The organism is Paucibacter sp. KCTC 42545 (genome assembly GCF_001477625.1).
Taxonomy (GTDB): domain Bacteria; phylum Pseudomonadota; class Gammaproteobacteria; order Burkholderiales; family Burkholderiaceae_C; genus Paucibacter_A.
Genome location: NZ_CP013692.1, coordinates 3,793,853 through 3,814,324 on the forward strand (window position 1 = coordinate 3,793,853; position 20,472 = coordinate 3,814,324).

The 20,472-nt window shown below is 63.3% G+C and carries 19 protein-coding genes; 4 read left to right on the forward strand and 15 right to left on the reverse strand.

Translation table 11 applies throughout. The annotated features are described in order from the left end of the window. Positions 1-2: 2 nt before the first annotated feature. Positions 3-578, reverse strand: coding sequence for a DUF4390 domain-containing protein (locus AT984_RS16330; RefSeq protein ID WP_082680101.1), 576 nt, complete (start codon positions 576-578; stop codon positions 3-5). Between the two features lie 119 nt (positions 579-697). Beyond that, positions 698-2,071: a 16S rRNA (cytosine(967)-C(5))-methyltransferase RsmB gene (gene rsmB / locus AT984_RS16335; protein ID WP_082680102.1), complete on the reverse strand. Its 1,374-nt coding sequence runs from the start codon at positions 2,069-2,071 to the stop codon at positions 698-700. A gap of 174 nt (positions 2,072-2,245) precedes the next feature. Between rsmB and folE the strand changes: the two genes are divergently transcribed. Then, a complete protein-coding gene (gene folE, locus AT984_RS16340) occupies positions 2,246-2,968 on the forward strand; it encodes a GTP cyclohydrolase I (protein ID WP_058721009.1) in 723 nt (240 codons plus the stop codon). Positions 2,969-2,991: 23 nt separating this feature from the next. After that, the gene (locus tag AT984_RS16345; protein ID WP_058721010.1) at positions 2,992-3,414 is read left to right on the forward strand and encodes a BLUF domain-containing protein; all 423 of its coding nucleotides are present in this window, start codon (positions 2,992-2,994) and stop codon (positions 3,412-3,414) included. A gap of 25 nt (positions 3,415-3,439) precedes the next feature. Here the strand turns inward: AT984_RS16345 and AT984_RS16350 are convergent, their stop codons facing one another. Both AT984_RS16350 and queC read right to left on the reverse strand, forming a co-directional pair. Next, complete coding sequence (locus AT984_RS16350) at positions 3,440-3,985, reverse strand: LemA family protein (protein ID WP_058721011.1); 546 nt, start codon at positions 3,983-3,985, stop codon at positions 3,440-3,442. After that, positions 3,982-4,713: a 7-cyano-7-deazaguanine synthase QueC gene (queC, locus tag AT984_RS16355; protein ID WP_156422237.1), complete on the reverse strand. Its 732-nt coding sequence runs from the start codon at positions 4,711-4,713 to the stop codon at positions 3,982-3,984. The genes AT984_RS16350 and queC overlap by 4 nt, the downstream gene beginning before the upstream one ends. 310 nt (positions 4,714-5,023) lie before the next feature. Here queC and AT984_RS16360 point away from each other — a divergent pair, with 310 nt between their 5' ends. Continuing rightward, the gene (locus tag AT984_RS16360; protein ID WP_058721013.1) at positions 5,024-5,728 is read left to right on the forward strand and encodes a hypothetical protein; all 705 of its coding nucleotides are present in this window, start codon (positions 5,024-5,026) and stop codon (positions 5,726-5,728) included. A gap of 88 nt (positions 5,729-5,816) precedes the next feature. On the opposite strand, the gene AT984_RS16365 is transcribed toward AT984_RS16360, so the two are convergent. The 3 genes from AT984_RS16365 to AT984_RS16370 form a co-directional block, all read right to left on the reverse strand. Further along, on the reverse strand, positions 5,817-7,070 hold the full coding sequence (locus AT984_RS16365; protein WP_231741785.1) for a glutamate-5-semialdehyde dehydrogenase: 1,254 nt from the start codon (positions 7,068-7,070) through the stop codon (positions 5,817-5,819). Between the two features lie 371 nt (positions 7,071-7,441). Further along, on the reverse strand, positions 7,442-8,272 hold the full coding sequence (locus tag AT984_RS23045; RefSeq protein WP_156422061.1) for a hypothetical protein: 831 nt from the start codon (positions 8,270-8,272) through the stop codon (positions 7,442-7,444). Positions 8,273-8,436: 164 nt separating this feature from the next. Then, a complete protein-coding gene (locus AT984_RS16370) occupies positions 8,437-8,997 on the reverse strand; it encodes a hypothetical protein (RefSeq protein WP_058721015.1) in 561 nt (186 codons plus the stop codon). Between AT984_RS16370 and AT984_RS16380 the strand changes: the two genes are divergently transcribed. Next, positions 8,996-10,122, forward strand: a protein-coding gene (locus tag AT984_RS16380; protein WP_442952149.1) for an IS3 family transposase whose coding sequence is annotated in 2 segments (ribosomal slippage) — positions 8,996-9,239 and positions 9,239-10,122 — 1,128 coding nt in all. Because the reading frame shifts where the segments join, the coding sequence is not laid out codon by codon here. The genes AT984_RS16370 and AT984_RS16380 overlap by 2 nt on opposite strands. A gap of 527 nt (positions 10,123-10,649) precedes the next feature. On the opposite strand, the gene AT984_RS16385 is transcribed toward AT984_RS16380, so the two are convergent. The 8 genes from AT984_RS16385 to AT984_RS16420 form a co-directional block, all read right to left on the reverse strand. Then, positions 10,650-11,423, reverse strand: a complete 774-nt coding sequence (locus AT984_RS16385) for a LytR/AlgR family response regulator transcription factor (protein WP_058721016.1) — start codon at positions 11,421-11,423, stop codon at positions 10,650-10,652. Continuing rightward, positions 11,420-12,793 (reverse strand): sensor histidine kinase, encoded by a 1,374-nt coding sequence (locus AT984_RS16390; RefSeq protein ID WP_156422063.1) that lies wholly within the window; start codon positions 12,791-12,793, stop codon positions 11,420-11,422. Before AT984_RS16390 ends, AT984_RS16385 begins: the two co-directional genes overlap by 4 nt. 514 nt (positions 12,794-13,307) lie before the next feature. Then, a complete protein-coding gene (locus AT984_RS16395; RefSeq protein WP_058721018.1) occupies positions 13,308-13,859 on the reverse strand; it encodes a GNAT family N-acetyltransferase in 552 nt (183 codons plus the stop codon). Continuing rightward, positions 13,852-14,847, reverse strand: coding sequence for an AEC family transporter (locus AT984_RS16400; protein ID WP_058722391.1), 996 nt, complete (start codon positions 14,845-14,847; stop codon positions 13,852-13,854). The genes AT984_RS16395 and AT984_RS16400 overlap by 8 nt, the downstream gene beginning before the upstream one ends. A 128-nt stretch (positions 14,848-14,975) precedes the next feature. Continuing rightward, positions 14,976-17,831 (reverse strand): M16 family metallopeptidase, encoded by a 2,856-nt coding sequence (locus tag AT984_RS16405; RefSeq protein WP_058721019.1) that lies wholly within the window; start codon positions 17,829-17,831, stop codon positions 14,976-14,978. 107 nt (positions 17,832-17,938) lie between these two features. Then, positions 17,939-18,547: a hypothetical protein gene (locus tag AT984_RS16410; protein WP_058721020.1), complete on the reverse strand. Its 609-nt coding sequence runs from the start codon at positions 18,545-18,547 to the stop codon at positions 17,939-17,941. Continuing rightward, entirely contained in the window at positions 18,544-19,719 is a 1,176-nt protein-coding gene (locus tag AT984_RS16415) for a M48 family metallopeptidase (RefSeq protein ID WP_058721021.1), read from the reverse strand. Before AT984_RS16415 ends, AT984_RS16410 begins: the two co-directional genes overlap by 4 nt. Continuing rightward, positions 19,720-20,436 (reverse strand): hypothetical protein, encoded by a 717-nt coding sequence (locus AT984_RS16420; RefSeq protein ID WP_156422064.1) that lies wholly within the window; start codon positions 20,434-20,436, stop codon positions 19,720-19,722. It abuts the gene before it with no gap. Positions 20,437-20,472: the final 36 nt, after the last annotated feature.

The window sequence follows — 20,472 nt, forward strand, 5'->3', positions numbered from 1 at the left end:
GATCAGGAACCGGCAGCAGTGCGCAGGCTGAAGTCAGGGTTGAGGGTGAAGGTGTGCTCCACATTCAAACCCCAGCCCTGGGGCGAACCCAGCCCGATTTGCATGGGCTTGGGCAGTTGGCTGGTGTCTAGCCGGTAACTGAATTCGAGGTAGTAGCGGCCATCGTCCTCAATGTCTTTGAGGTCGGCCACATGCCAGCTGGCGGCGCCGCGCAGCGAACTCAAGGCCTCGCTGAGGCTGGCGTAATTGCGGTTCAGGCCTTCGGTGCTGACGCGGAACTGGCGCGTCAGCGATTTCCACTCCAGCCGCCAGCTGCGCGAAGCCCGCGCGGCGCGCACATCACGCCAGTACCAGCGGCTGCGCAGCACCGTCACATCGGCCGCGAAGTAGACCGGCACGCCCTTCATCAAAGCGTCTTCCACCGCCGCCGAGAGCGTGAAGCGGGTGCTGAAGCTCAGCTCCAGCCCGTCTTCCGACTTTGTCGTGCTGATCTGGCTCAGCTCCACGCCCTGGGCCTGCGCGGCCTGGGCCGGCAGCACCAGCAAGAACAGCATCAATAGCGCCAGCAGCACAGCCATGCCAGCGCTCACCCAGGGCCGGAGCACCTGGGGGCAAGAGGCAGTAGTGGCGAATGACAGGCCGAGCGATCTCAATGGGCAGGAACCGAAAATTTGTGAACAAAGCGCCAAGTGCGCCCTCAGGACTTGCTCAGCAGCGCGTAGTAGAAACCATCCAACACCGCGGGGCCTGCTTGAGCATCGGCCCCATTGTGAGCGAGGGGCAGCAGGTGGCCGGTCACGCCGGGCACATCATGGGCCTTGGCGTCGGGCTGGCGTTGCAAAAATGCGTCGATTTGCTGCTGACCTTCGGCCTTGAAGATCGAGCAGGTGGCATAGACCAGGCGCCCGCCCGGCTTGAGCAAGGGCCACAAGGCATCCAGCAATTCGCTTTGAATCAGGGCCAGTTGGGCAATGTCGGACTCACGGCGCAGCCAGCGCACATCGGGGTGGCGGCGCACGATGCCCGAGGCACTGCAGGGCGCATCCAACAAGATGGCATCAAAGGCTTGGCCGTGCCACCAACTATCCGGCACGCGGGCGTCCGCGGCCTTCAGGGTGGCGCGCTGGCCCAGGCGGTTGAGGTTCTCTTGCACCCGCTGCAGGCGCTTGGCATCGCTGTCCAGCGCCATCAGGTCAAAGTCACCCAGCTCCAGCACATGGGCGGTCTTGCCGCCGGGGGCCGAGCAGGCGTCCAGCACCCGCGCATGGGCGGGCAACGCCGCCAGCTCACCGTGGGGCTGCACCAGCAAGGCGGCAGCCAGCTGTGCGGCCGCGTCTTGCACGGAGACTTCGCCGGCGGCAAAGCCAGGCAAGGCCGTCACCGGCACGGCCCGCGCCAGCACCACCGCCTGTGGCGCCAGGGGACCCAGCGCGCGGGCGGCAATGCCCACATCGGCCAGGCGCTGCACATAGTCAGCCGCTGAGCCGTGGTGGGCATTGACCCGCAAGCTCATCGGCGGGTGTTCGTTATTGGCGGCCAGAATGGCTTGCCATTGCTCGGGCCAGTCTTGCTGCAGGCGGGCGATCCACCAGGCCGGGTGATTGAAGGCCGCCACCGGGTCGGCGCAGACAGCGCTGACGATGGCCTCACGCTCGCGCAAAAAGCGCCGCAAGACCGCGTTGACGAAGCCGGCGCTGGCCGGCAGGCGCTTGCGCACGGCGCTGACGGCCTGGTCCACCACCGTGTGGGCGTCGTAAGGTGCTGCGTCACTGGGCCACAGCAAAGCCAGGGCACACAGCAGCAAGCCCTCCACCTTGGGCGGTGGGGCCTTGGGCGCCAGCAGCTTGCGTGCGCCCTCCGCACTGGCGAGCAGGCGCAGCACATAAAAACTCAAGGCTTGGGTGCCGGGGCGCAGCTCGGTGGGGCAGCGCGCCAGCACCTCGGTGAGCGAGCGGCCCGCGCGCACGGCTTGGATGGCCTGGGCCACCTCGGCCAACAGGCGTTGCAGCGGGGGCGCCAAGGTAGCTTGGGACGACGATGAGGATGAAGTAGGTGCAGACACGCCCGGCAGTGTAGGGCAGCGCCAAAATCCAAGTCACACCCGAGGCCTGAGCCTTGGCGTGGCAAAGGCAGCAAACGCCACCGCGCCACCCCCACCCAATTTGTCACTTACCCGGCAAATGCACGGGCTTTGCAATGCGGCCACAATGGCCCTTCACAGCCTCGACTCATAAAGACACACACCATGACTGGCGCCTCCACACCCAAGCCCACCCTCAGCCAAGCCGAACTGGCCGCCCTGCCGGCGTCAGAGCGGGTGCGCTATCGCCTGCTGGCCGCCGGCTGCCGCCATCACGCCAATGACAATATCGCCGCCTTCATCGAAGAGGGCGAACTCGACGCGTTGCAGGCCGAGGTCCAGGCCAAGATGCAAGAAGTCTTGCGCGCCCTGGTGATCGACACCGACAGCGACCACAACACCCAGGACACCGCCAAGCGTGTGGCCAAGATGTTTGTGCGCGAAGTCTTCGCCGGCCGCTACAAGGCTGCACCGGCGGTGACCGAGTTCCCCAATGTCTCGCGCTTGAACGAGCTGATGATCGTTGGCCCCATCACCGTGCGCAGCGCTTGCTCGCACCACCTCTGCCCCATCATGGGCCGGGTCTGGATCGGCCTGCTGCCGAACGAGCATTCCAATCTGATCGGCTTGTCCAAATACTCGCGCATCTGCGAATGGATCATGAGCCGGCCGCAAATCCAGGAAGAGGCAGTCACCATGCTGGCCAACGAGTTGCAAGAACGCGTGCAGCCCGACGGCCTGGGTGTGGTGATGGAGGCCGACCATTTCTGTATGCATTGGCGCGGCGTCAAGGACACCGAAACGAAAATGATCAATAGCGTGATGCGCGGCGCCTTCTTGAAGGACCCCAATTTGCGCCGCGAGTTCCTGTCACTGGTCAAGACCTGAAGCCTTTTTCCGGAGCCTCCACGATGCTAGTCCGCCTTCTTTACGCCAGCCGCGCCAACACCCCGATGGACGAGGCCGCGCTGTCCACCATCCTCAAGCAATCGCGCGAACACAACCCCAGCGAAGGCATCACCGGCCTACTCTGCTATGCCGACGGCATCTTCATCCAGGTGCTCGAAGGTGGGCGTGACGCCATCAACGCGCGCTACAAAGCCATCGTCAGCGACACCCGCCATCACGATGTGATTCTGCTCAGCTACGAAGAAGTCAGCGAACGCCAGTTCGCCGGCTGGTCCATGGGCAGCGTGAACCTGCATCGGCTCAACCCCGGGCTGGTGCTGAAGTACTCGGAAAACGCCAAGCTCGACCCTTACCGCATGAGCGGCAAGACGCTGGTCTCGCTGTTCCACGAACTGGTCAGCTCAGGCGCCATCGTCTGCTCCTGAGGCTGAGCCTGAGCCAGCCCACGACCTAGAGCGAGCGCGCCTCGCCAAAGCCGTAGAGGCTGGCCAAGATGCGGGTCGGGAACTGCGACACCGCCTGGTTGTAAAGCCCCACGGCCTGGTTGAAAAGCTGGCGCGCAAAGCTGCGCTGGCGTTCCACCAGCTTGAGCTCATCCACCAACTCGTACAGCTCGATATGCTCGCGCAACTCGGCATGGTGATCCAGCAAGGACATCAGCCGGGTCAGCGCCGCCGCATGCACCGCATTGGCCACCGCCAGGCTGGCCACCGGGTCACTGGCATAGGGTTTGTTGCGCACGGCCTGCGTCAAGGCCTGCGTCTCGGTCTGCGCCGTTTCCAGGGCCGCAAACGTGGCTTGCTCGTTGGGCAACAAGGGTGGCAACAGCTCCAATAACTTGGCGCATAAGCGGGCGCGCTCGGCCAGGTGCAGATCCAGCTGCGCAAAGGCGGTGGCGATGCCGTTGCGCAAGCTCATCACCCGGTTGTAAGCGCCAATGCCCCAGAACAGCAATATGGCCGCCAAGCCCCAGCCGAACCACGCCCAGTTGCTCATGCGCCGGCACTCCCGCTGCCGATGAACTCGGCATGGCCGCGTGCCCGCAGCTCACAAGCCGGGCAGCTGCCACAACCGTAGCCCCAAGCGTGGCGCTGGGTGCGCTCGCCCAAATAGCAGGTATGGGTGTGGTCCACGATCAACTCGTTGAGCGCGGCGCCGCCGAGTTGCTCACTCAAGGCCCAGGTCTGCGCCTTGGTCAAGAACATCAGCGGCGTTTCGATGGTCATGGGCGTGTCCAGCCCCAGGCTCAGCGCGACTTGCAGGCTTTTGAGCGTGTTGTCGCGGCAGTCCGGGTAGCCGGAGTAGTCGGTCTCACACATGCCACCCACCAGCACCGAGGCGCCGCGCCGGTAAGCCAAGGTGGCGGCAAAGCTCAGGAACAGCAGATTGCGCCCCGGCACAAAGGTATTGGGCAGGCCATTTGCCTGCATTTCGATGGCGCGCGACTCGGTCAGCGCGGTGTCTGAGATCTGCCCCAGCAGGCTCAGGTCCAGCAGATGGTCTTCGCCCAGCTTGGCCGCCCATTGCGGGAACTGCGCCATCAACTCGCGCCGCACCACCTGGCGGCAATCCAGCTCGACACGGTGGCGCTGGCCGTAGTCGAAACCCAGGGTCTCCACCTGGGCGAAGCGGTCCAGCGCCCAAGCCAGGCAGGCGGTGGAGTCCTGGCCGCCGGAAAACAGCACCAGGGCTTTGCGTTGAGAGTTGGCTTGCGGGGGAGGCATGGTCATGGTGATCGGGCGAACAAAACGAAACAAAAGAAGGTGCAGCGGAGCGAATGAGGATCAGGCGGGCCGGGCCTGCGCAGCAGCGCCATCAACAGCAAAGCAAAAGCATCAGCCTCCGCACATGCCCTGAAGTGTGCCAGGGTCGCTGCCGCTTGGCGCAGCGGCATTACTGCACACCGCGCCAGCGCAAGTCACATCAACTATCCGAAAGATAGTGGCAACCGCCCTGCCCCGCGCTACGCGCCCACAGCCCTGCAGAGTAAGCTAGCCCGCTGATTTCCCACCCCTGCTGCACAACAAAACCGCCATGGCCACTATTCAAACCGTGCGTGACCGCTCCCGGCTCGGCCAGTTGCTGGTCGAAAAAGGCATCATTTCAGACGCCCAGCTGAGCAAGGCGATTGCCCAACAGCAGCAGTCCGGCCAACGCCTGGGTGAGATCCTGACCGAATGGAATCTGGCCAGCCAGCGTCAGATCAACAGCGTGCTGCGCAAGCAAAAGAAGCTGCGCCTGCTGGCCGCCGTGGTCACCACGCTGATGGGCCCGCTGCAAGCCTTTGCAGCCGCGCCGGCAGCCCCCACCGAGATCAGCAGCAGTAGTGAGGACCCAGCCAGCGCCAGCAACCCTCGCGTGGCGCGCGGCCTGCAGCCACTCAACGATGAGGAGATGGGCGGCGTGTCAGCCCGCGGCATCGATCACAACAGCTTGCTGGCCCTGGCCAAGAACTCCAAGGACGAGACGCTCAAGGATTTGGTCAAGCTGCTGAACCCGGTGCTGCAGATGTTTGACGCCGACACCTCGATGAAGAACGTGGTCTACGACGCCGAAAACGCCAAGACCCGGATCAACAAAGACGGCTCGGTCACGCTCAGCCTGCCCAGCACCATCGGCGAGTTGAACATCAACAATATCCGCGTGCACGGCGACACCAACGGCGCCAGCTTCGGCAGCATTCAGTTCAGCAATATCGACCTGCGCGGCACCACCATCACAATCAGCACGCGCCACTGAGGCCAGGCTCAGCGCTGCTGCATCAGCAGCAGCACGATCAAGCAAAGGACAGAGTCACACAGGCTCCGCCGCGCGGACGCTCAGGCGCTCAAACGCGCACTTCGCCCTGCCCCAGCACCACCCATTTCAGCGAGGTCAGGCCTTCCAGGCCGACCGGGCCGCGGGCATGCAGCTTGTCGGTGGAAATGCCGATCTCGGCGCCCAGGCCGTATTCAAAACCATCGGCAAAACGAGTGCTGGTGTTGACCATCACGCTGGCCGAATCCACCTCACGCAAGAAACGCATGGCGTTGGCGTGATTGGTGGTCAGGATGGCATCGGTGTGGTGCGAGCCATAGCGGTTGATGTGGGCAATCGCCTCATCCAGGCTGTCCACCACCTTGATGCTGAGGATCAGGGCCAGGTACTCCTCGCTCCAGTCCTGCTCCGAGGCGGCGCGGATCTTGGCGCCAGGAATCGGCCCCAGCAAGGCCAGCGTGCGCGGGCAGCCGCGCAACTCCACGCCCTTGTCGGCCAGCAAGGCGCCGGCGATGGGCAAAAAGTCCGCCGCGCTTTCCGCATGCACCAGCAAGGACTCGGTGGCATTGCAGGGGCTGACCTTTTGCGTCTTGGCATTGATCAGCACGCGCAAGGCCAGGTCGAAATCCACCTCGGCATCGACATAGCTGTGGCAATTGCCGTCCAGGTGTTTGATGACTGGCACCTTGGACTCGGCGCTGATGCGCTCAATCAGGCTCTTGCCGCCACGCGGAATGATCACATCCACATGCTGCGGCGCGGTGATCAAGTGGCCCACGGCGGCGCGGTCGGTGGTGTTGATCAGCTGCACCGCCTCGGCCGGCAGCCCGGCTTCTTGCAGCGCCGCCGCCACCAGCTTGGCCAGCGCCAGATTCGAATGCAAAGCCTCCGAGCCGCCGCGCAAGATGCAGGCATTGCCGCTCTTGATCGCCAGCGAAGCGGCCTCGATGGTGACATTGGGCCGGCTCTCGTAAATCATGCCGAACACGCCCAGCGGCACCCGCATCTGACCCACGCTGATGCCGCTCGGCCGGCGCTTGAGCCCGCTGATCTCACCCACCGGGTCCGGCATGGCCGCGATCTGCTCACAGCCCAGCGCCACCGTCTCGATGATCTCGGGCTTGAGCTTGAGGCGATCCACCATGGGCGCCTCCAAACCCGCCTTAACGGCGGCAGCCACATCCTTGGCATTGGCCTTGGCCAAAGCCGGCCCAGCCGCCCGCAAGCGCCGCGCCAGCGCCAGCAAAGCCTGATTCTTGGCCGCAGTGGGCGCAGCGGCCATCAGGGCCGAAGCAGCACGGGCGGCTTCGCCCACCTGCTGCATATAGGCGGCGAGTTGGTCGGAGGACGTTTTGGTGGCGGAGGTGGCGGCAGAAGATTTCATGCCTGCGATTCTCCGCGATCTGCGGGGAGACCCTGGGCGCGGAGGCGATTTCGGTTCACGCCTCGGGGTAGAGAGTGGCTCAGCTACCTGCCGGGGGGCCTTTGCAAGGAATGGAGCCAAGTCCTGTGCGGCAGCTCTGTACCTGGAGCGAAAGTTCACTTGGCAGCAAAAACAGCTTCGCAGGAATAGGCTCAGCCTTCAGCTTCAAGACCTGAGCCTCAAGGGTGCGCAAGGTCTGTGACAGAAAGCGAAGCTTGATATCGGAGCGTCTCTATCGAAGCGCTATGCCAGGCGTGAACCGTGCCGCACTACTAACAAGGTGGAGATGGATAAACCCACTGATTCTGGAAGCCATCAAACCGGGGATTAACTTGAACTCTTATCTTGCAGCCGTTTTCATACGAAACAACGCAGTCGCCGTTTGAGCAGGAAGATTGGCAGCGAAGGGTTGTTGTACGTGGGCGGCAATCACCGCCAGTTAGTTTTTCGGGATTCTTGGCAGGAAAACCAGAAAAGTCTTCCCAAAAATCTATGTTTTGCTCTCGGCAGTTCTTATAACTTTTGTTGCATCCTTCATAAGCAGCATCAACGGCTGCCTGACCCGATGCGTAGCCTATTGCCCAATTGCAGCCCCCCTCCCCGCAGACTATGGATCCATAGCCAGGCCCTTTTGCTCTTGTCACAACCTTGCATTTTTTGGCAAGGTTGCCAATGCCATTTTTGCGAGCTTCAGAGCGACAGCCTTCGAATGCCGCCAAATCCGCTTCCTTTTGTGACTCATAGTTGCTGGCCCTCCACCATGCGCTTAAAACGTAGCCGTCAATTGCGGCCACCGAGGTATATGCAAAACAATTCCCGAGCATGAGCGCAAGGCTGGCAAAAAGCACGAATCGAATTCGAGTAGCCAATAATTTCTCCTTTGGTGAAAAGTGATCGGAAAACTGTGTCGGCATCTGGCACGCATCGGCACGGGATTGGAGCCAGGTTACAAGGCAACAGACATCAAGAATCAAGAGCCTGCCGCTTGCTCCGCCTTGCCACCCTGCTGATGAACCGAAAGGAACAGGCGGATGGACAGCACATAAACCGGAAGCCCTGCGCCCCCGGCTTTCGCTTGGGTGTGCCGTGAAAATTCGGCTCATCCCGTAGTCCTCAGCGAGGCCCGTGGCCTCAGCCTAACAACAAGAACTGTCGGCTTGGCCCAGAGCCTGGCATGATGCAAGGAAATCCTTGCTCAGGTCGTCAGGCCGATCTCTATTGCCCTGAAGTTGATGACCACTCTGTAGCAGCCCAACTTATTTGGCTGCTACTGCACAGTCAATTTGCTCTCTTTGGTCGCGCTACAAACTTTGTCAAGTGCACTATTGAAATGGCAGGCCTCGGCTATGACGGTATAGGTGCCTGCTGCCAATTGCCGGCCTCGACCGAAACTGCAGCTGAGAACCCTATTGCTGTTGAAGTTGCAGGCCTCGGTATGCGGGTCTTTGCAGGGAGCCATAGGATTACAGTTCCGGTTCAGGATCTGGTTGGCTTCTGTCTTGGCGGACGCCGACGACCCCACTGGCACGACAAAGGCCTGCACCCAATAGTTGTTGGCAGCAAGCGGACCCGAGGCGGACGCTGACCATTGGGCGGCGTAGCTGAGCGCACCGATAGTCGGAGCACTGATGGTCAAGGCATTGAGTGAGAAGCTATTCAGTACGGTGCTGTCTGCGCCAGAGGCGTCATCATTGCCACCTCCGCCACATGCAGCCAATAGAGCAATGGAACCCAAAGTGAGAACGGCGAGGGACAGTGTGACCTGCACCCTCCCAGCCGTACCAGCGTAATGGAGAGGAAGTCCATCAACCAGGAGAATGATGGACATGAAGAAGAGCAGATTTACTGAGGAACAAATCATTGGGTTCCTGAAGCAGGCCGAGGCCGGCATGCCGATCAAGGAGCTGTGCCGGCAAGGCGGCTTCAGCGACGCCACGTTCTACAAGTGGCGGGCCAAGTACGGCGGCATGCAGGCCACGGATGCCAAGCGACTGCGCGAGCTCGAAGGCGAGAACGCCAAGCTCAAGCGCCTGCTGGCAGAGGCCCTCCTGGACATCCACGCGCTCAAGGACGTCTTCGGCGTAAAGCCCTAGCCCCGCAGGTCAGGCGCGACGTGGCGACCCAGATGATTTCCCAGCACCATCTGTCCGAACGCCGCGCGTGCCGCCTGGTGGGGCTCTCCAGAGACAGCTATCGCAACCCGCCCGTGGTCGATGAGGCCACGCAGCAACTCAGCGCCAAGATCGTCGAGATCGCACAGGTGCGGCGCCGCTTCGGCTATCGCCGCATCCATGACCTGCTGCGCCCACAGTTCCCTGGCGTCAATCACAAGCGCGTCTATCGGTTGTACAGCCAGTCGCAGTTGGCGGTGCGCAAGCGCAAGAAGATCAGACGGGCAGCCAGCGAGCGCGTGCCGCTCACCGTGCCGACCCGAGTCAATGAGGTGTGGAGCATGGACTTCGTTTCCGACAGCCTGGCCAATGGCCGGCGTATCAAGTGCCTGACTGTGGCCGACGACTTCACGCACGAGTGTGTGGACATCGCAGTGGACTACGGCATCTCGGGCCAGTACGTGACGCGGTTGCTGGACCGGGCCGCGATCTTCAGGGGCTACCCTGCGGCGGTGAGAACCGACAACGGGCCGGAGTTCACCTGCCGGGCCTTCATCGCTTGGGCGCAAGCTCACGACGTGCGGCACATCCTCATCCAGCCAGGGCGGCCCATGCAGAACGGCTACATCGAGAGCTTCAACGGCAAGTTCCGCGACGAGTGCTTGAACGAGCACTGGTTCCAGACGCTGCCGCAGGCGCGCTCGGAGATCGCCATCTGGCGGCAGGACTACAACGAGGTGAGGCCGCACAGCAGCCTGGGTCGGATACCGCCGGCCGAGTTCGCGCAGCGCCACCGCACCAAGAACCAGGCGCCACCGGCTACACGCAACGAGATCAAGTAACCTTCAACCCGGACTTCCGCATGGCTGGTACGGCGGGAGGGGGCAGGTCAAGTGAGCGGATGCCACTGGTAGTGCGTTTGAAGTTGCTGCGAATTTGCATCTTTGTGTTCTTGAGTTGGATAAATTGAGGGGCGCAGCGTCCGCACGTAGAAGTCGCTTGGGGCGATGCGCTTGGCCAAAAGGCTCCGGGCGATGCTAATTGCCTACCTGCACGGAAACTTAGTTCTACACGCTGCACTGAGACTTCTGCCTCAAAATTGCGAGCGACAGGACTTCTTGAATAAGTTGTACTAACGGGTTATGTGCTCTGCGCGCAACAGTCTGGCGATAGTTATCGGCTTGCCAGGTGAGTCACTAGACCGCAAGAAGTAGCGGCCATGTGACGCTTCTACTCAAACACCACCCGCTCGCTTTTCCCATCCACGGAGACCGAGCGGAAGCTTCTGATTTGTTGATTGACAGCTTCGGAAGGTGTTGCGATCCAGCCTCCCACGCCCCACAGGGAAGCCTCTTCCGCAACACCGCATTTACTGCGCCCGGAACAAGTGGTGATGCTGGCTCGAGACCTTGAGGCGCTCTTCGCGGCCCTTGATCTCCAACTCCAGTGCATCACCTCGGCGATGCACGCCGCGCACATGTCGTCGGTTCACCACCACGCTGCGGTGGGTTTGGAAGAAGAGCCGAGGGTCGAGCCGTTCCAGCAACTCTTTGAGCGACAGGCGGATCAGGCCATCGCAGTCCTCCGCCACGACGCGCGTGTATTTGCTGTCGGACTCGAAGAACTGCACATCGTCGACATGCACCAGCCGCACCTGGCTGCCCACAGCAACCTGCAGCCAGTCACCGGCCTCGGCGCGCAATGCCGGCACTGGCGCATGCTGCAGCGATCGCAGGACTTGCATCAACTGCTGCGGCGCGGCCTGCTCGGCCAAGGACTGGCGCAGGCGCGCCACGGTACGGGCCAGGCGCGGCAGTTCGACCGGCTTGAGCACATAGTCTTGTGCCTGTGCCTCAAAGGCCTCGACGGCGTACGCATCAAAGGCGGTGACGAACACCACGCGCGTGGCCGACCCCTGCAAGGCCTGCGCCACCTGCAAACCGTTCAGGCCCGGCATGCGGATGTCCAAAAAGGCCAACTGCGGCTTCAATGTTTGGATCGCCTGCAAGGCGGAAATACCGTCCTCACATTCCCTGGCGATCTGCAGTTCGGGCCAGAGCTGCAGCAAGCGCTCACGCAGCGCGGCGCGCATAAAGGGTTCGTCGTCGGCCAGGATGGCCCGAATGTCTTGCAAGTCGCTCACTGAATTCGTTCCTTGTCCAAGGGCAGGGTCACGCTGGCCATCACGCCACCCTGCGGTAGTCCGGCGATTTGTAGGCGGGCCTGGTCGCCATAGATGCTTTGCAGCCGCTCGCGGATGTTCTGCAAGCCTGTGCCTCCGCCCTGCGTGGCTGCGCCCCCGAGCCCAACGCCATCGTCCTGGACACACACACGCAAATCGCTGTCCCCACGCTGCACGAAGACGCGGATACGCACCGGCCCGGTCTTGGGCTCGACGCCATGCTTGATCGCGTTCTCAACGAGCGTCTGCAGCACCAGCGGCGGAAACTCAATGCCCTCCAGCGCTGTGGCTAGGTCGAGGTCCACACTCAGACGACCGCCCATGCGCAGGCGCGCAATCTGCAAGTAGGCATCGGTGAGCTCAAACTCGCGGCCCAGCGTGGATGAGAACTGGCGCATCGAGGGCATGGCCAGGCGCAGGTAGCGAATCAGTTGGGTCAGAAGGAAATCGGCGGCATCGGGCTCACCCTTCAAGAGGTATTGAACTGTAGCCAGTGTGTTGTAGAGAAAGTGCGGTTCGATCTGGGCCTGCAACACGGCCAGGCGAGCCTCGGCAAGGCGGCGAGCGGTGTCTGCCTCGTCTGCACGGTTGTGGGCCTGGTCGAGTCGGTACTGCCAGCGCAGGGCTTGGTGGTGCAGGCTGATAAGCAGGGAAAGATAGGCCGCAATCGTCACCGGCCCCACCCACCAACTGGCCGGAAACACCAACGCTGGCCGCAAGACAGAGATGAGGTCCACCAACAGGAAGTGAGCCAGCAGGCCCACCCCAGCAGCAGGTAGCCATAGCGCCACCACCTTGCGCATGGGCGGCCAATCTCCCCATCGCCGTGCAGCGACAAAGCTGGCCAACTCTAGAGGTAGCAATGCAACCACGAACTGAAGGCCTTGCAACATGACGCTGCCAAGCATGGGGTCTTCAAATCGTTCCGGCAGCACGATGCCGGCCATTAGCAGAGCTACATAGGTCGCGATCGTGGCCAGCAACATCCGACGGTCGCGGTAATGGGAAAACACGCCGACAGCGCGGATGTCCGGCCCATAGCCCATCATGCCGGAACCCGTGAAACGCATGCCCTCTAATGTGCTGAAGCCTATCGTCCCAAGTGCGGCCCACAGCGTAGCCAAGCCCAGTACCGGCAAACTCCAGCCGCTGTCGAACTTGGTCAGCGCCAAGCCCAAGCACATCAACACTGCCGTGGGAATCCAGAGCCACAGAATCTTGCTGCGCTGCTGCGCTGAGGTCTCACTGGCCGTCGCCATGCTCATCCCGGTTTGCATTTCTCTCCCTCCCATATCGATGCTGCTCAGCACATTGCGATCAGCTAGACGCAAGAATGCCTCGTGCCTGCTACGCTCGCCGCAACGCTGCGACAAGCACCGTCACTTTGACGACGAACATGGCGCCACGGCGACGAGCATCTGATCTCAAGACGGCAGCTTGGGCACCAGCCATCCCTGTCGCGCCCCTGCTGCTTGGCCTGGTAGAGGCAAAAGTCGGCGGCAAGCCTCATACCCACTAACCAATGGAATGCAGGACGCTGCGCCAATGCGGAGCTTGACCCGGTCGACGTTCAATCGAAGTCTCAACGGACGAAGGCTGCGCATCATGACGCCTAACCCTGCATTGCAACGGTTGCTCGCTAGCTACGCAGGCAAGTCCGTTGAATACTTCACGTTGAACCCCTTCAATCGAGCAAAGCGCTGTGCGCAGGGACTCGCGGCCTTACTTTCGTGAACTGCCTGTTGCAGGTCGGGAACGAATCCCGGTGATTGGCACTAAGCCCAGGTGCACTATGGCGAAGCCGCCGAACGGCGAGGCACTTGCATGCCTTGCGAAGAGCAGAAGTCACAAGCGCTTAGCCATCAAGCTGTAGTCCATCTCCTGGCCATCGATGCGAAACATGGCCGCGATCTCGCCGATCTGCACAAAGCCTTCGCGTTGATACAAGGCCTTGGCGGCCAGGTTGTGGCTGAGCACTTGCAGGTCTAGCCACGCCAGGCCCGCTTCCTCGCGTGCCCATTGCGTGGCATGGCGAAGCAGCGCCTGGCCGAGCGCTTGGCGCCGGTGTGCGCGGTCGACTCCCATGCCCAGCAGGCCGCGGTGCGATGTATGCGCTTGCGGGTGGGCGCGCAAATCGACATGGCCGATGATGCAGCCATCTGCCGTGCGCGCCACCCAGGCGCGCCGCCAGCCGGGCTCATCCAGCGGCACTGACAAGGCCTGGCGAAAGGCCAACAGGCGCTCGGGCGGCAGGCCGCTCTGATGCCGGGACTGGGACTGGAAATAGCCCGTCAGCGCGCTGCCGTTGTCGCGCAAATGATCATCGAGGTAGCTGGCGAAAGCCTCGAAGTCCGGCGCGGCCAAGGGCGCAATGCTCGGCATGGTTGGCTCAGCCATGCAAGAGCGCCAAAGCGCCCAGCCACAGCGGCGCAGTGCCAGCGAAGAGCACGGTGGAGAGCACGATGGCGGCGGTGGTTTCGCTCTCTAGGCAGCGGTAGCGCTGGGCGAAGATCAGGGCGTTGGAGCCCACCGGCAAGGCGCCCATCATCACGATCACGCCCAGCGGCAGGCCGCTCAGGCCCAGGCCCCAATGCGCGATCAGCAGCACCAGGGCCGGCAGCAGCAAGAGTTTGGCCGCCACCGGGCCCAGCACAGCGCGCCAGTTCTTGGGCCAGCCGTAATAGGCCAGCGACATGCCGATCAGCGTCAGGCACAGCGGCACCACGGCCGTGCCCAGCAGTTGCAGCACTTCGTCCAGCACGGCGGGCAAGCGCAGGCCCAGCGCATTCCAACTCAAGCCCGCCAGCACCGGCAGCACCACCGGGTGGATCACCGTGTTGCGGGCGGTGCTCAGCAGAATCTCCCCCAGGCTTTGCTGGCCTTGGCCGGCGGCGCGTTCGCGCGCCAAGTCCAGCTCCACCAGGGCGGTGAGCAGTGTCAGGATGCACAGCGCATGCAGGCTAACCACGGTGATGTGGATAGCCAAGCCGGCTTCGCCAAACACCCCGGCGGCCAGCGGCACGCCCACTTGCAAGGTGTTGCCGAAAACGGCAGTGATGGCTTGCACGCTAGGCACTGCGGCCCCTGCCCGCCCGGCCCCGCGCCGGCGCTGCAGGGCATAGACCAGCACCATCAGGCCCAGCACCGGGATGAAGAAGCCCATCAGCGTCAGCCAGGGCAGCGTCGCAAAGTCCACCCGCGCCGTGGTGCGGAACAGCAGGGCGGGCACAAAGATGTAGAAGGCCGCTGCCGACAAGACCTTGGCGGGGTCGCCGCCGCTGCCGCCCGCCGTGGCCTCACCCAACCAGCGCATGCGGCCGACGAACCAGCCGATGGCCACCACGATGAAGATGGCCAGCAATTTGTAGAAAACGATCCAGGACATGGCCAGAGTGTGCCGCAAGCGCAGCCACTGCCAGGCGGGGGGCTGACCCGCCCGCCTGGGCAGGGCTTGCTGCGGCACCGCTAGCGCGTGGCGTTAGCGGCGGCTCAAAGCATCACTGCATCAGGGCATCAAGGCTTGATCAACTGCCCACTGGCATCGCGCAGCTCCAGCGGCTGGCGGCCCCAGCTTTGCAGCTGCGGCAAGACCTTGGCGCTGTCCCCTACGGCCACGACGATCAGCTTGGCGTCGTCCACATGCGTTTTGACGGCCTGATAAGCGCTGGCCGATGTGACGGCGGCGAACTGGGCCGGCAGGTTGGCGACATAGCTGTCCGGCAGGCCCAACGACCAGAAGCCGGCGAAGGTGGCGGCCACCACGCGGTTGGTGTCCAGCATGCCGGGCAGGCTCAGCAGCTGGGCATTGCGAGCACGCGAGAGTTCCTCGGCGTTCATGGGCTTGGCGCGCATGGACTTGATCTCGGCAAACATATCCTTCAGCGCGGCGCCCGTCACATCGGTGCGCACGCTGCCGCGGATGCCGAACATGCCGACCTCGCGCCCCATGCTGAAGTTGGAATAGATGCCGTAGGTATAGCCCTTGACCTCACGCAGCTCATGATTGATGCGCGAGGTGAAGCTGCCGCCCAGGGCGGTGTTCATCACCTTGATAGCAGCCGCTGCGGGGTCGGCCGCGCGCGGGCCGGCTTGCACCACGGCCAGGGCTGTTTGCGGAGCGGCGGGCTTGTCCACCAAGATGACGCGTGCCGCACTGCTGCGCACCGGCGGCAAGGCTTGGGGCTTGCTGGCCGCCACGCTGGCATCGCCCTGCCAGGCGCCGAACAGGCTCTGGGCCAGGCTGCGCACTTCGGCCTCGCTGACGTCACCAGCGATCACCAGCGCCGCCTGATCGGGGCGGTACTGCTGGCGCCAGAACTGGCGCAGCGCGGCGGCGTTGGTGGCGCGGATGGCGGCTTCGTCACCCAAGGCATTGGCAGCCAAGGGGTGGCCGGCGCCGTAAACCGCTTGCGCGGCCAGCATGCCGGCGACGGCCGGCGCTTGCTCGCGCTGCTGCGCCAAGGCGCCCAGACGCTCGGCCTGCTTGCGCTGAATCTCAGCCTCACTAAAGGCTGGGTTCAAAGCCAAGTCGGCCAGCAGGGTCAGGCCTTGCTTGAACTTGGACTTCAGGCTGCTGAGCTCAAGGCTGGTGGACTCACTGCCGGAAGTGGTCGTCAACACCGCGCCCAGATTGGCGATCTCATCGGCCACATCGCCGGCGCTGCGCGTCGTCGTGCCTTCTTGCAGCATGGCGGCGGTGAAGCTGGCCAGGCCCGGCTGTTCGGCCGGGTTGCTCAGCTGACCGGCGCGCAGCACCAGGCTGGCGCTGACCAGGGGCAAGCCCGGCTTGGCCACATGCACCACGGCCAGGCCGTTAGGCAGGGTGAAGCGCTTGCCTTCGGGCAGGCTCAGGGCCAGGGCCTTGCCGGCCTTGGGCTGCTTCATGCGCCAGGGCTCGGCCGCGTTCAGCTGCGCCTGCTCGGCTTTGCTGAGGGCGGGCTGTTTGCCGGTAGGCATGGGCGGCGTGGCCACTTCGGCGGCCAGCACCTTTTCACCCGGCATGGCCTGCACCACCACGCGGCTGTTCTTGGCCAGGTACTTGGCCACGGCGGCCTGCACCGACGCGGGCGTGACGGCACGGTAGCGCGCCAGGTCCTTGCCGACAAAGTCAGGGTCGCCGGCCATTTGGTTGTAGTGGTTCAACAAGTCGGCCAGGCTGCCGACCTTTTCCATGCGCGAGAGCAGTTGCGTCTCGATGCTGGCCAGCGCGCGCTGCAACTCGGCCTCGCTGGGCGGGGTCTTGGCCAGCGCAGCAAGTTCGGTATCCACCAGGCCTTCAATCTCGTCCAGCGACTTGCCGGCCCGCGCCACCACCTCGATGCCGAACACCGAGCCCAGCGACAGCGACTCCTGCCCGACTTGCACCGTTTGCGCAAGCTGGCCTTCGTAGACCAGTTTCTTGTGCAGGCGGCTGGCCTTGCCGCCGCCCAGAATGTGGCTGGCCACGTCCAGATCGGCGTCGCCAGCCTGGAACATCGCCGGCGTATGCCAGGCCAGATTCAGGCGCGGCAGCTCAACGCGGTCGGTCACCCGCACGCGGCGCTCGGCGCTGATGACGGGCTGGGCCGCTTTGGCCTCGGGCACCGGCGCGCCGGCCTTGAGCGTGCCGAAGTATTTCTGCACCAGCTTCTTGGCCTCGGCCGGATTGAAGTCACCGGCCAAGACCAGGGTGGCGTTATTGGGGCGGTAGTAGGTGCGCGAGAAGGCCTTCACATCGTCGAGCTTGATGCTCTGGATGTCGGCATGCGAGCCGATCACGGTGGCGCGGTAGGGGTGGCCTTCGGGGAACAAGGCCTGGTAGACGGCCTCTTCAACGATGCCGTAGGGCCGGTTCTCCACCGACTGGCGGCGCTCATTGCGCACCACGTCTTGCTGGTTGGCCAGGGCCACGGCATCGACCTTGTCGAGCATATAGCCCAACATATCGGCCTTCAGCCACAAGCCGGTTTCCAGCTGATTGGCCGGCAGGGTGAAGAAGTAATTGGTGCGGTCGAAGTTGGTGGAACCGTTGGCATCGGTACCACCAATGGCCTCAACGATCTGATCGGCCGCGCCGCGCGGGATGTGCTTGGTGCCGGCAAACAGCAGGTGCTCGAACAAATGCGCAAAGCCGGTCTGGCCCGGCGCTTCATTGCGCGGCCCGGCATGCACCCAGAGATTGAAGGCCACCAGCGGCAGGCGGTGGTCTTCCACCAGAATCACCTCGAAGCCATTGGCCAGGCGAATCTTTTCATGCTTGACCGCGAGGCGGCCCTCGGCCGAAATCACCGCGCCTGCGCCGGCTGGCGAGTCCGCAGCCCAGGCCGGGCTCAGCCCCAAGCTTCCAAGCGAAAGACAGGCGGCGGCAACAACAAGAAGTTTGAAAGGCATAGTCGAACTCAACAGAGTAAATGGGGCCTAAGACCGAGGCGGCCCAAGATAGCCAGTTGAGTCGCCGACCGCAAGTGCCTTAGGTCAGGCCTGATGGGCTGTGTGGCTTAGCCGCGCAGGCGCGCGCTTTTCGCGATGGCTTCGGCCTGGGGTGCGTACTGGTCGAAGAAGCGCAGGCGGGGCGCCACAAAGCTGATCATGTGGAACTGGCCGGCTTTGACGGCGCCGTAGGCCAGGCCTTGCAGGCGCACATCATCGAGCTTGCGGGTCAGCACAAACTCCACCCGAAAGCCCTTGCCGCCGAGGAAATCGGCCGGCTCGATGCGCTTGACGACAAAGGTGGAACCATCACGCGTCAACACGCTTTGGTACAGCGAGACCAACTCCTCCGGCTGCATGGTGGCCTTGAAGATGGGCGGCGCAATGCCTTTGTCACTGCTGGCCAGCGGCAGCAGGACCTCGCCGTCCTTGATGCCGACGAAGAAGGACAGGGAGTCAATCGTCACGCCTTCCTTGGTCCAGGTGGGCACCTTGCTGACCAGGCCCTCGTCAAACTGATTCCAGGCGGAATCCGTCTTCACCATCAAGCGTTCTTTGATGACAACCTCGCCGGTTTCCACCTTGGTCAGCTTGGCTGCACAGGCGGCCAGAAAAACCGCCAGCAGCGCGACCAACACACCGCGTCCCAGGCCAGCTTGAGTCTTTTTGATGTTCATGATGTTTCCTTGTCTTTTGCGTCAATCGGTTCGAGGTAGCTGCGGATCAGGCCGGCATCCGGCGCTTGCGGCAGGCGTTCTAAATATTTGGCAAAGGCCTCACGCGCGCCGGCGCTGTTTTGCTTGCGCAGTAAATAGCCCAGGCTGCGGTAGGTTTGCGGCGGTTCTTGACCGCTGTTGATGGCGGTCTGCAAATCATTCAGCGCCAGCTGCGCATCGCCTTCGGCGGCGCGCAGGCGGCGCAGTTCGGCACGGAAGTAGTGGAAGTCTGAGCGCTGCGGTTTGGCGGCAATCTTGCGATCAAACAACACCAAGGACTGCCCGTACTGCCCGCGGCCGAGTTCGTCCTCCAGCAAGTCGTACTGCACGCCCTGGAGGGCCTTGGCCAATTCCGCCTCGCCCACAAAGCCGCCTTCGCTGGATTCGGCCAAGCGGGCCAAGGTCTCGCTGCGCTCCTTGCTTTGCGGATGGGTGGCGAACATGATGTTGGACTTGCTGGGGTCGCCCCCAAAAGAGGCGGCCAGCTCGGCCTGCAAATTGACCCAAATCTTGCTGGCCTCGCGCATGTCGTAGCCGGCCTGGCGCATCAGGCTCAGGCCGATGGCATCGGCCTCGCGTTCATGGTCGCGCGAAAACCCCGCCGCGCCCGCAAACACCGCCAACTGGCCCAGCAGGCCGACGGGGCCCAGCAGGCCGATGTAGGAGGCCACGGCCGCCCGGTCTTTGATGTCGCGCAAGCGCATCAGGCTGTGGCGCTGAAAGTAGTGGCCCAACTCATGGCCGAGCACAGCCGCCAGTTGCGCCTCGTTATGCACCCGCAGCAGCAAGCCGCTCCAGATTTGGATCGCGCCATTGGGCGCCATGCTGGCGTTGAAGAAGGGCGTGCGCATCAGGTACACGCGCACATCCGGGCAGTGGCCCTGCGCCAGCTTGCACACCAGGCCCTGCAGGTACTCGCGCAGCGCGGCTTCTTTGAACAGGAAGGGGCTGCGGCGGATGCGGGCTTCTTCCCGGTCCATCATGGCCCACAGGCCGCCCTCATCCGTGCTCACATCGGGCCGCGAGAAGCGCTCCGGCAAGGCCCAGCCTTCCGTCGAGAAATCCGCTGCACGGGCAGAAAGCGGCAAGGCGGCAGCGCCGCAGGCTGCGGCGATAAAACGGCGGCGGCGCATTTACTTGCCGGCCGGGAAGCTCGTCAGCAAGATATCAATCGTTTCGGCCGCTGCGGCGCTTTCCCGCAGATCGCCGGAGCCACGCGCCAAGCGGTTGAACCACAGCACCTGGCCGGTTTGCAGATCAACCAAGGAGGCGTAGCCCACTTGCGAGCCGCCGGTCAGACCAACCCCGAACAAGGCCATGGCCACCATGGTGGCCTTGCGCGCTGCGCTGGCGTAGCTGTCACGCACCCAGACGAAGAGGCCGTAACGCGCCTGCGTCTTGGTCTGAATGCCCTTCATGGCATCGCCCAGGTTCCAGTCCAGTTGACCGTTCTTGCTGGGCAGCGCCCACATGCCACCGATGGCGTGATGCAAATTGATAGCGCGCGCCACGGCCGCTTGCAGGCCGATTTCCTCGGCAAACTCATCGGCTTCAGAATCAGGCAAGACATGACCCCCGGTCAGGCCCAGCATCTTGGTCTTCCGGGCCAGCTCGGACTTCATATGCTGTTGGGCGGAACTGGTCCAGTCAGCCTTGGGCTCGGCCACGCCGCCGGCCGACAGCTCAAACAGTTCCACGTCCACCGGCATGATCACCACATTGGCGTTCTTCTCCAGGCTTGTGAAGCCCGGTGCCAGGAAGCGCGAGGCTTCGGCCGCCACGGCGGTATCGGGCACAGCCACCATGGCGAGCACGGCAAGGCAAAAACCTGCAACTCGTCCGAATCGCATCAACGTCAAATCCTGCAGCATGGCACCCTCGAATCT

Excerpts from the sequence above, each read along its gene's own strand:
- AT984_RS16330 (WP_082680101.1), bottom strand. The coding sequence starts at position 578 with ATGGCTGTGCTGCTGGCGCTATTGATGCTGTTCTTGCTGGTGCTGCCG.
- AT984_RS23045 (WP_156422061.1), bottom strand. The coding sequence starts at position 8,272 with ATGAGCCGAATTTTCACGGCACACCCAAGCGAAAGCCGGGGGCGCAGG.
- AT984_RS16350 (WP_058721011.1), bottom strand. The coding sequence starts at position 3,985 with ATGAGCAACTGGGCGTGGTTCGGCTGGGGCTTGGCGGCCATATTGCTG.
- AT984_RS16415 (WP_058721021.1), bottom strand. The coding sequence starts at position 19,719 with ATGCGCCGCCGCCGTTTTATCGCCGCAGCCTGCGGCGCTGCCGCCTTG.
- queC (WP_156422237.1), bottom strand. The coding sequence starts at position 4,713 with ATGCCTCCCCCGCAAGCCAACTCTCAACGCAAAGCCCTGGTGCTGTTT.
- AT984_RS16400 (WP_058722391.1), bottom strand. The coding sequence starts at position 14,847 with ATGTCCTGGATCGTTTTCTACAAATTGCTGGCCATCTTCATCGTGGTG.
- AT984_RS16365 (WP_231741785.1), bottom strand. The coding sequence starts at position 7,070 with ATGCAGCAGGTGGGCGAAGCCGCCCGTGCTGCTTCGGCCCTGATGGCC.
- folE (WP_058721009.1), top strand. The coding sequence starts at position 2,246 with ATGACTGGCGCCTCCACACCCAAGCCCACCCTCAGCCAAGCCGAACTG.
- AT984_RS16395 (WP_058721018.1), bottom strand. The coding sequence starts at position 13,859 with ATGGCTGAGCCAACCATGCCGAGCATTGCGCCCTTGGCCGCGCCGGAC.
- AT984_RS16370 (WP_058721015.1), bottom strand. The coding sequence starts at position 8,997 with ATGTCCATCATTCTCCTGGTTGATGGACTTCCTCTCCATTACGCTGGT.
- AT984_RS16345 (WP_058721010.1), top strand. The coding sequence starts at position 2,992 with ATGCTAGTCCGCCTTCTTTACGCCAGCCGCGCCAACACCCCGATGGAC.
- AT984_RS16420 (WP_156422064.1), bottom strand. The coding sequence starts at position 20,436 with ATGCGATTCGGACGAGTTGCAGGTTTTTGCCTTGCCGTGCTCGCCATG.
- AT984_RS16360 (WP_058721013.1), top strand. The coding sequence starts at position 5,024 with ATGGCCACTATTCAAACCGTGCGTGACCGCTCCCGGCTCGGCCAGTTG.
- AT984_RS16405 (WP_058721019.1), bottom strand. The coding sequence starts at position 17,831 with ATGCCTTTCAAACTTCTTGTTGTTGCCGCCGCCTGTCTTTCGCTTGGA.
- AT984_RS16410 (WP_058721020.1), bottom strand. The coding sequence starts at position 18,547 with ATGAACATCAAAAAGACTCAAGCTGGCCTGGGACGCGGTGTGTTGGTC.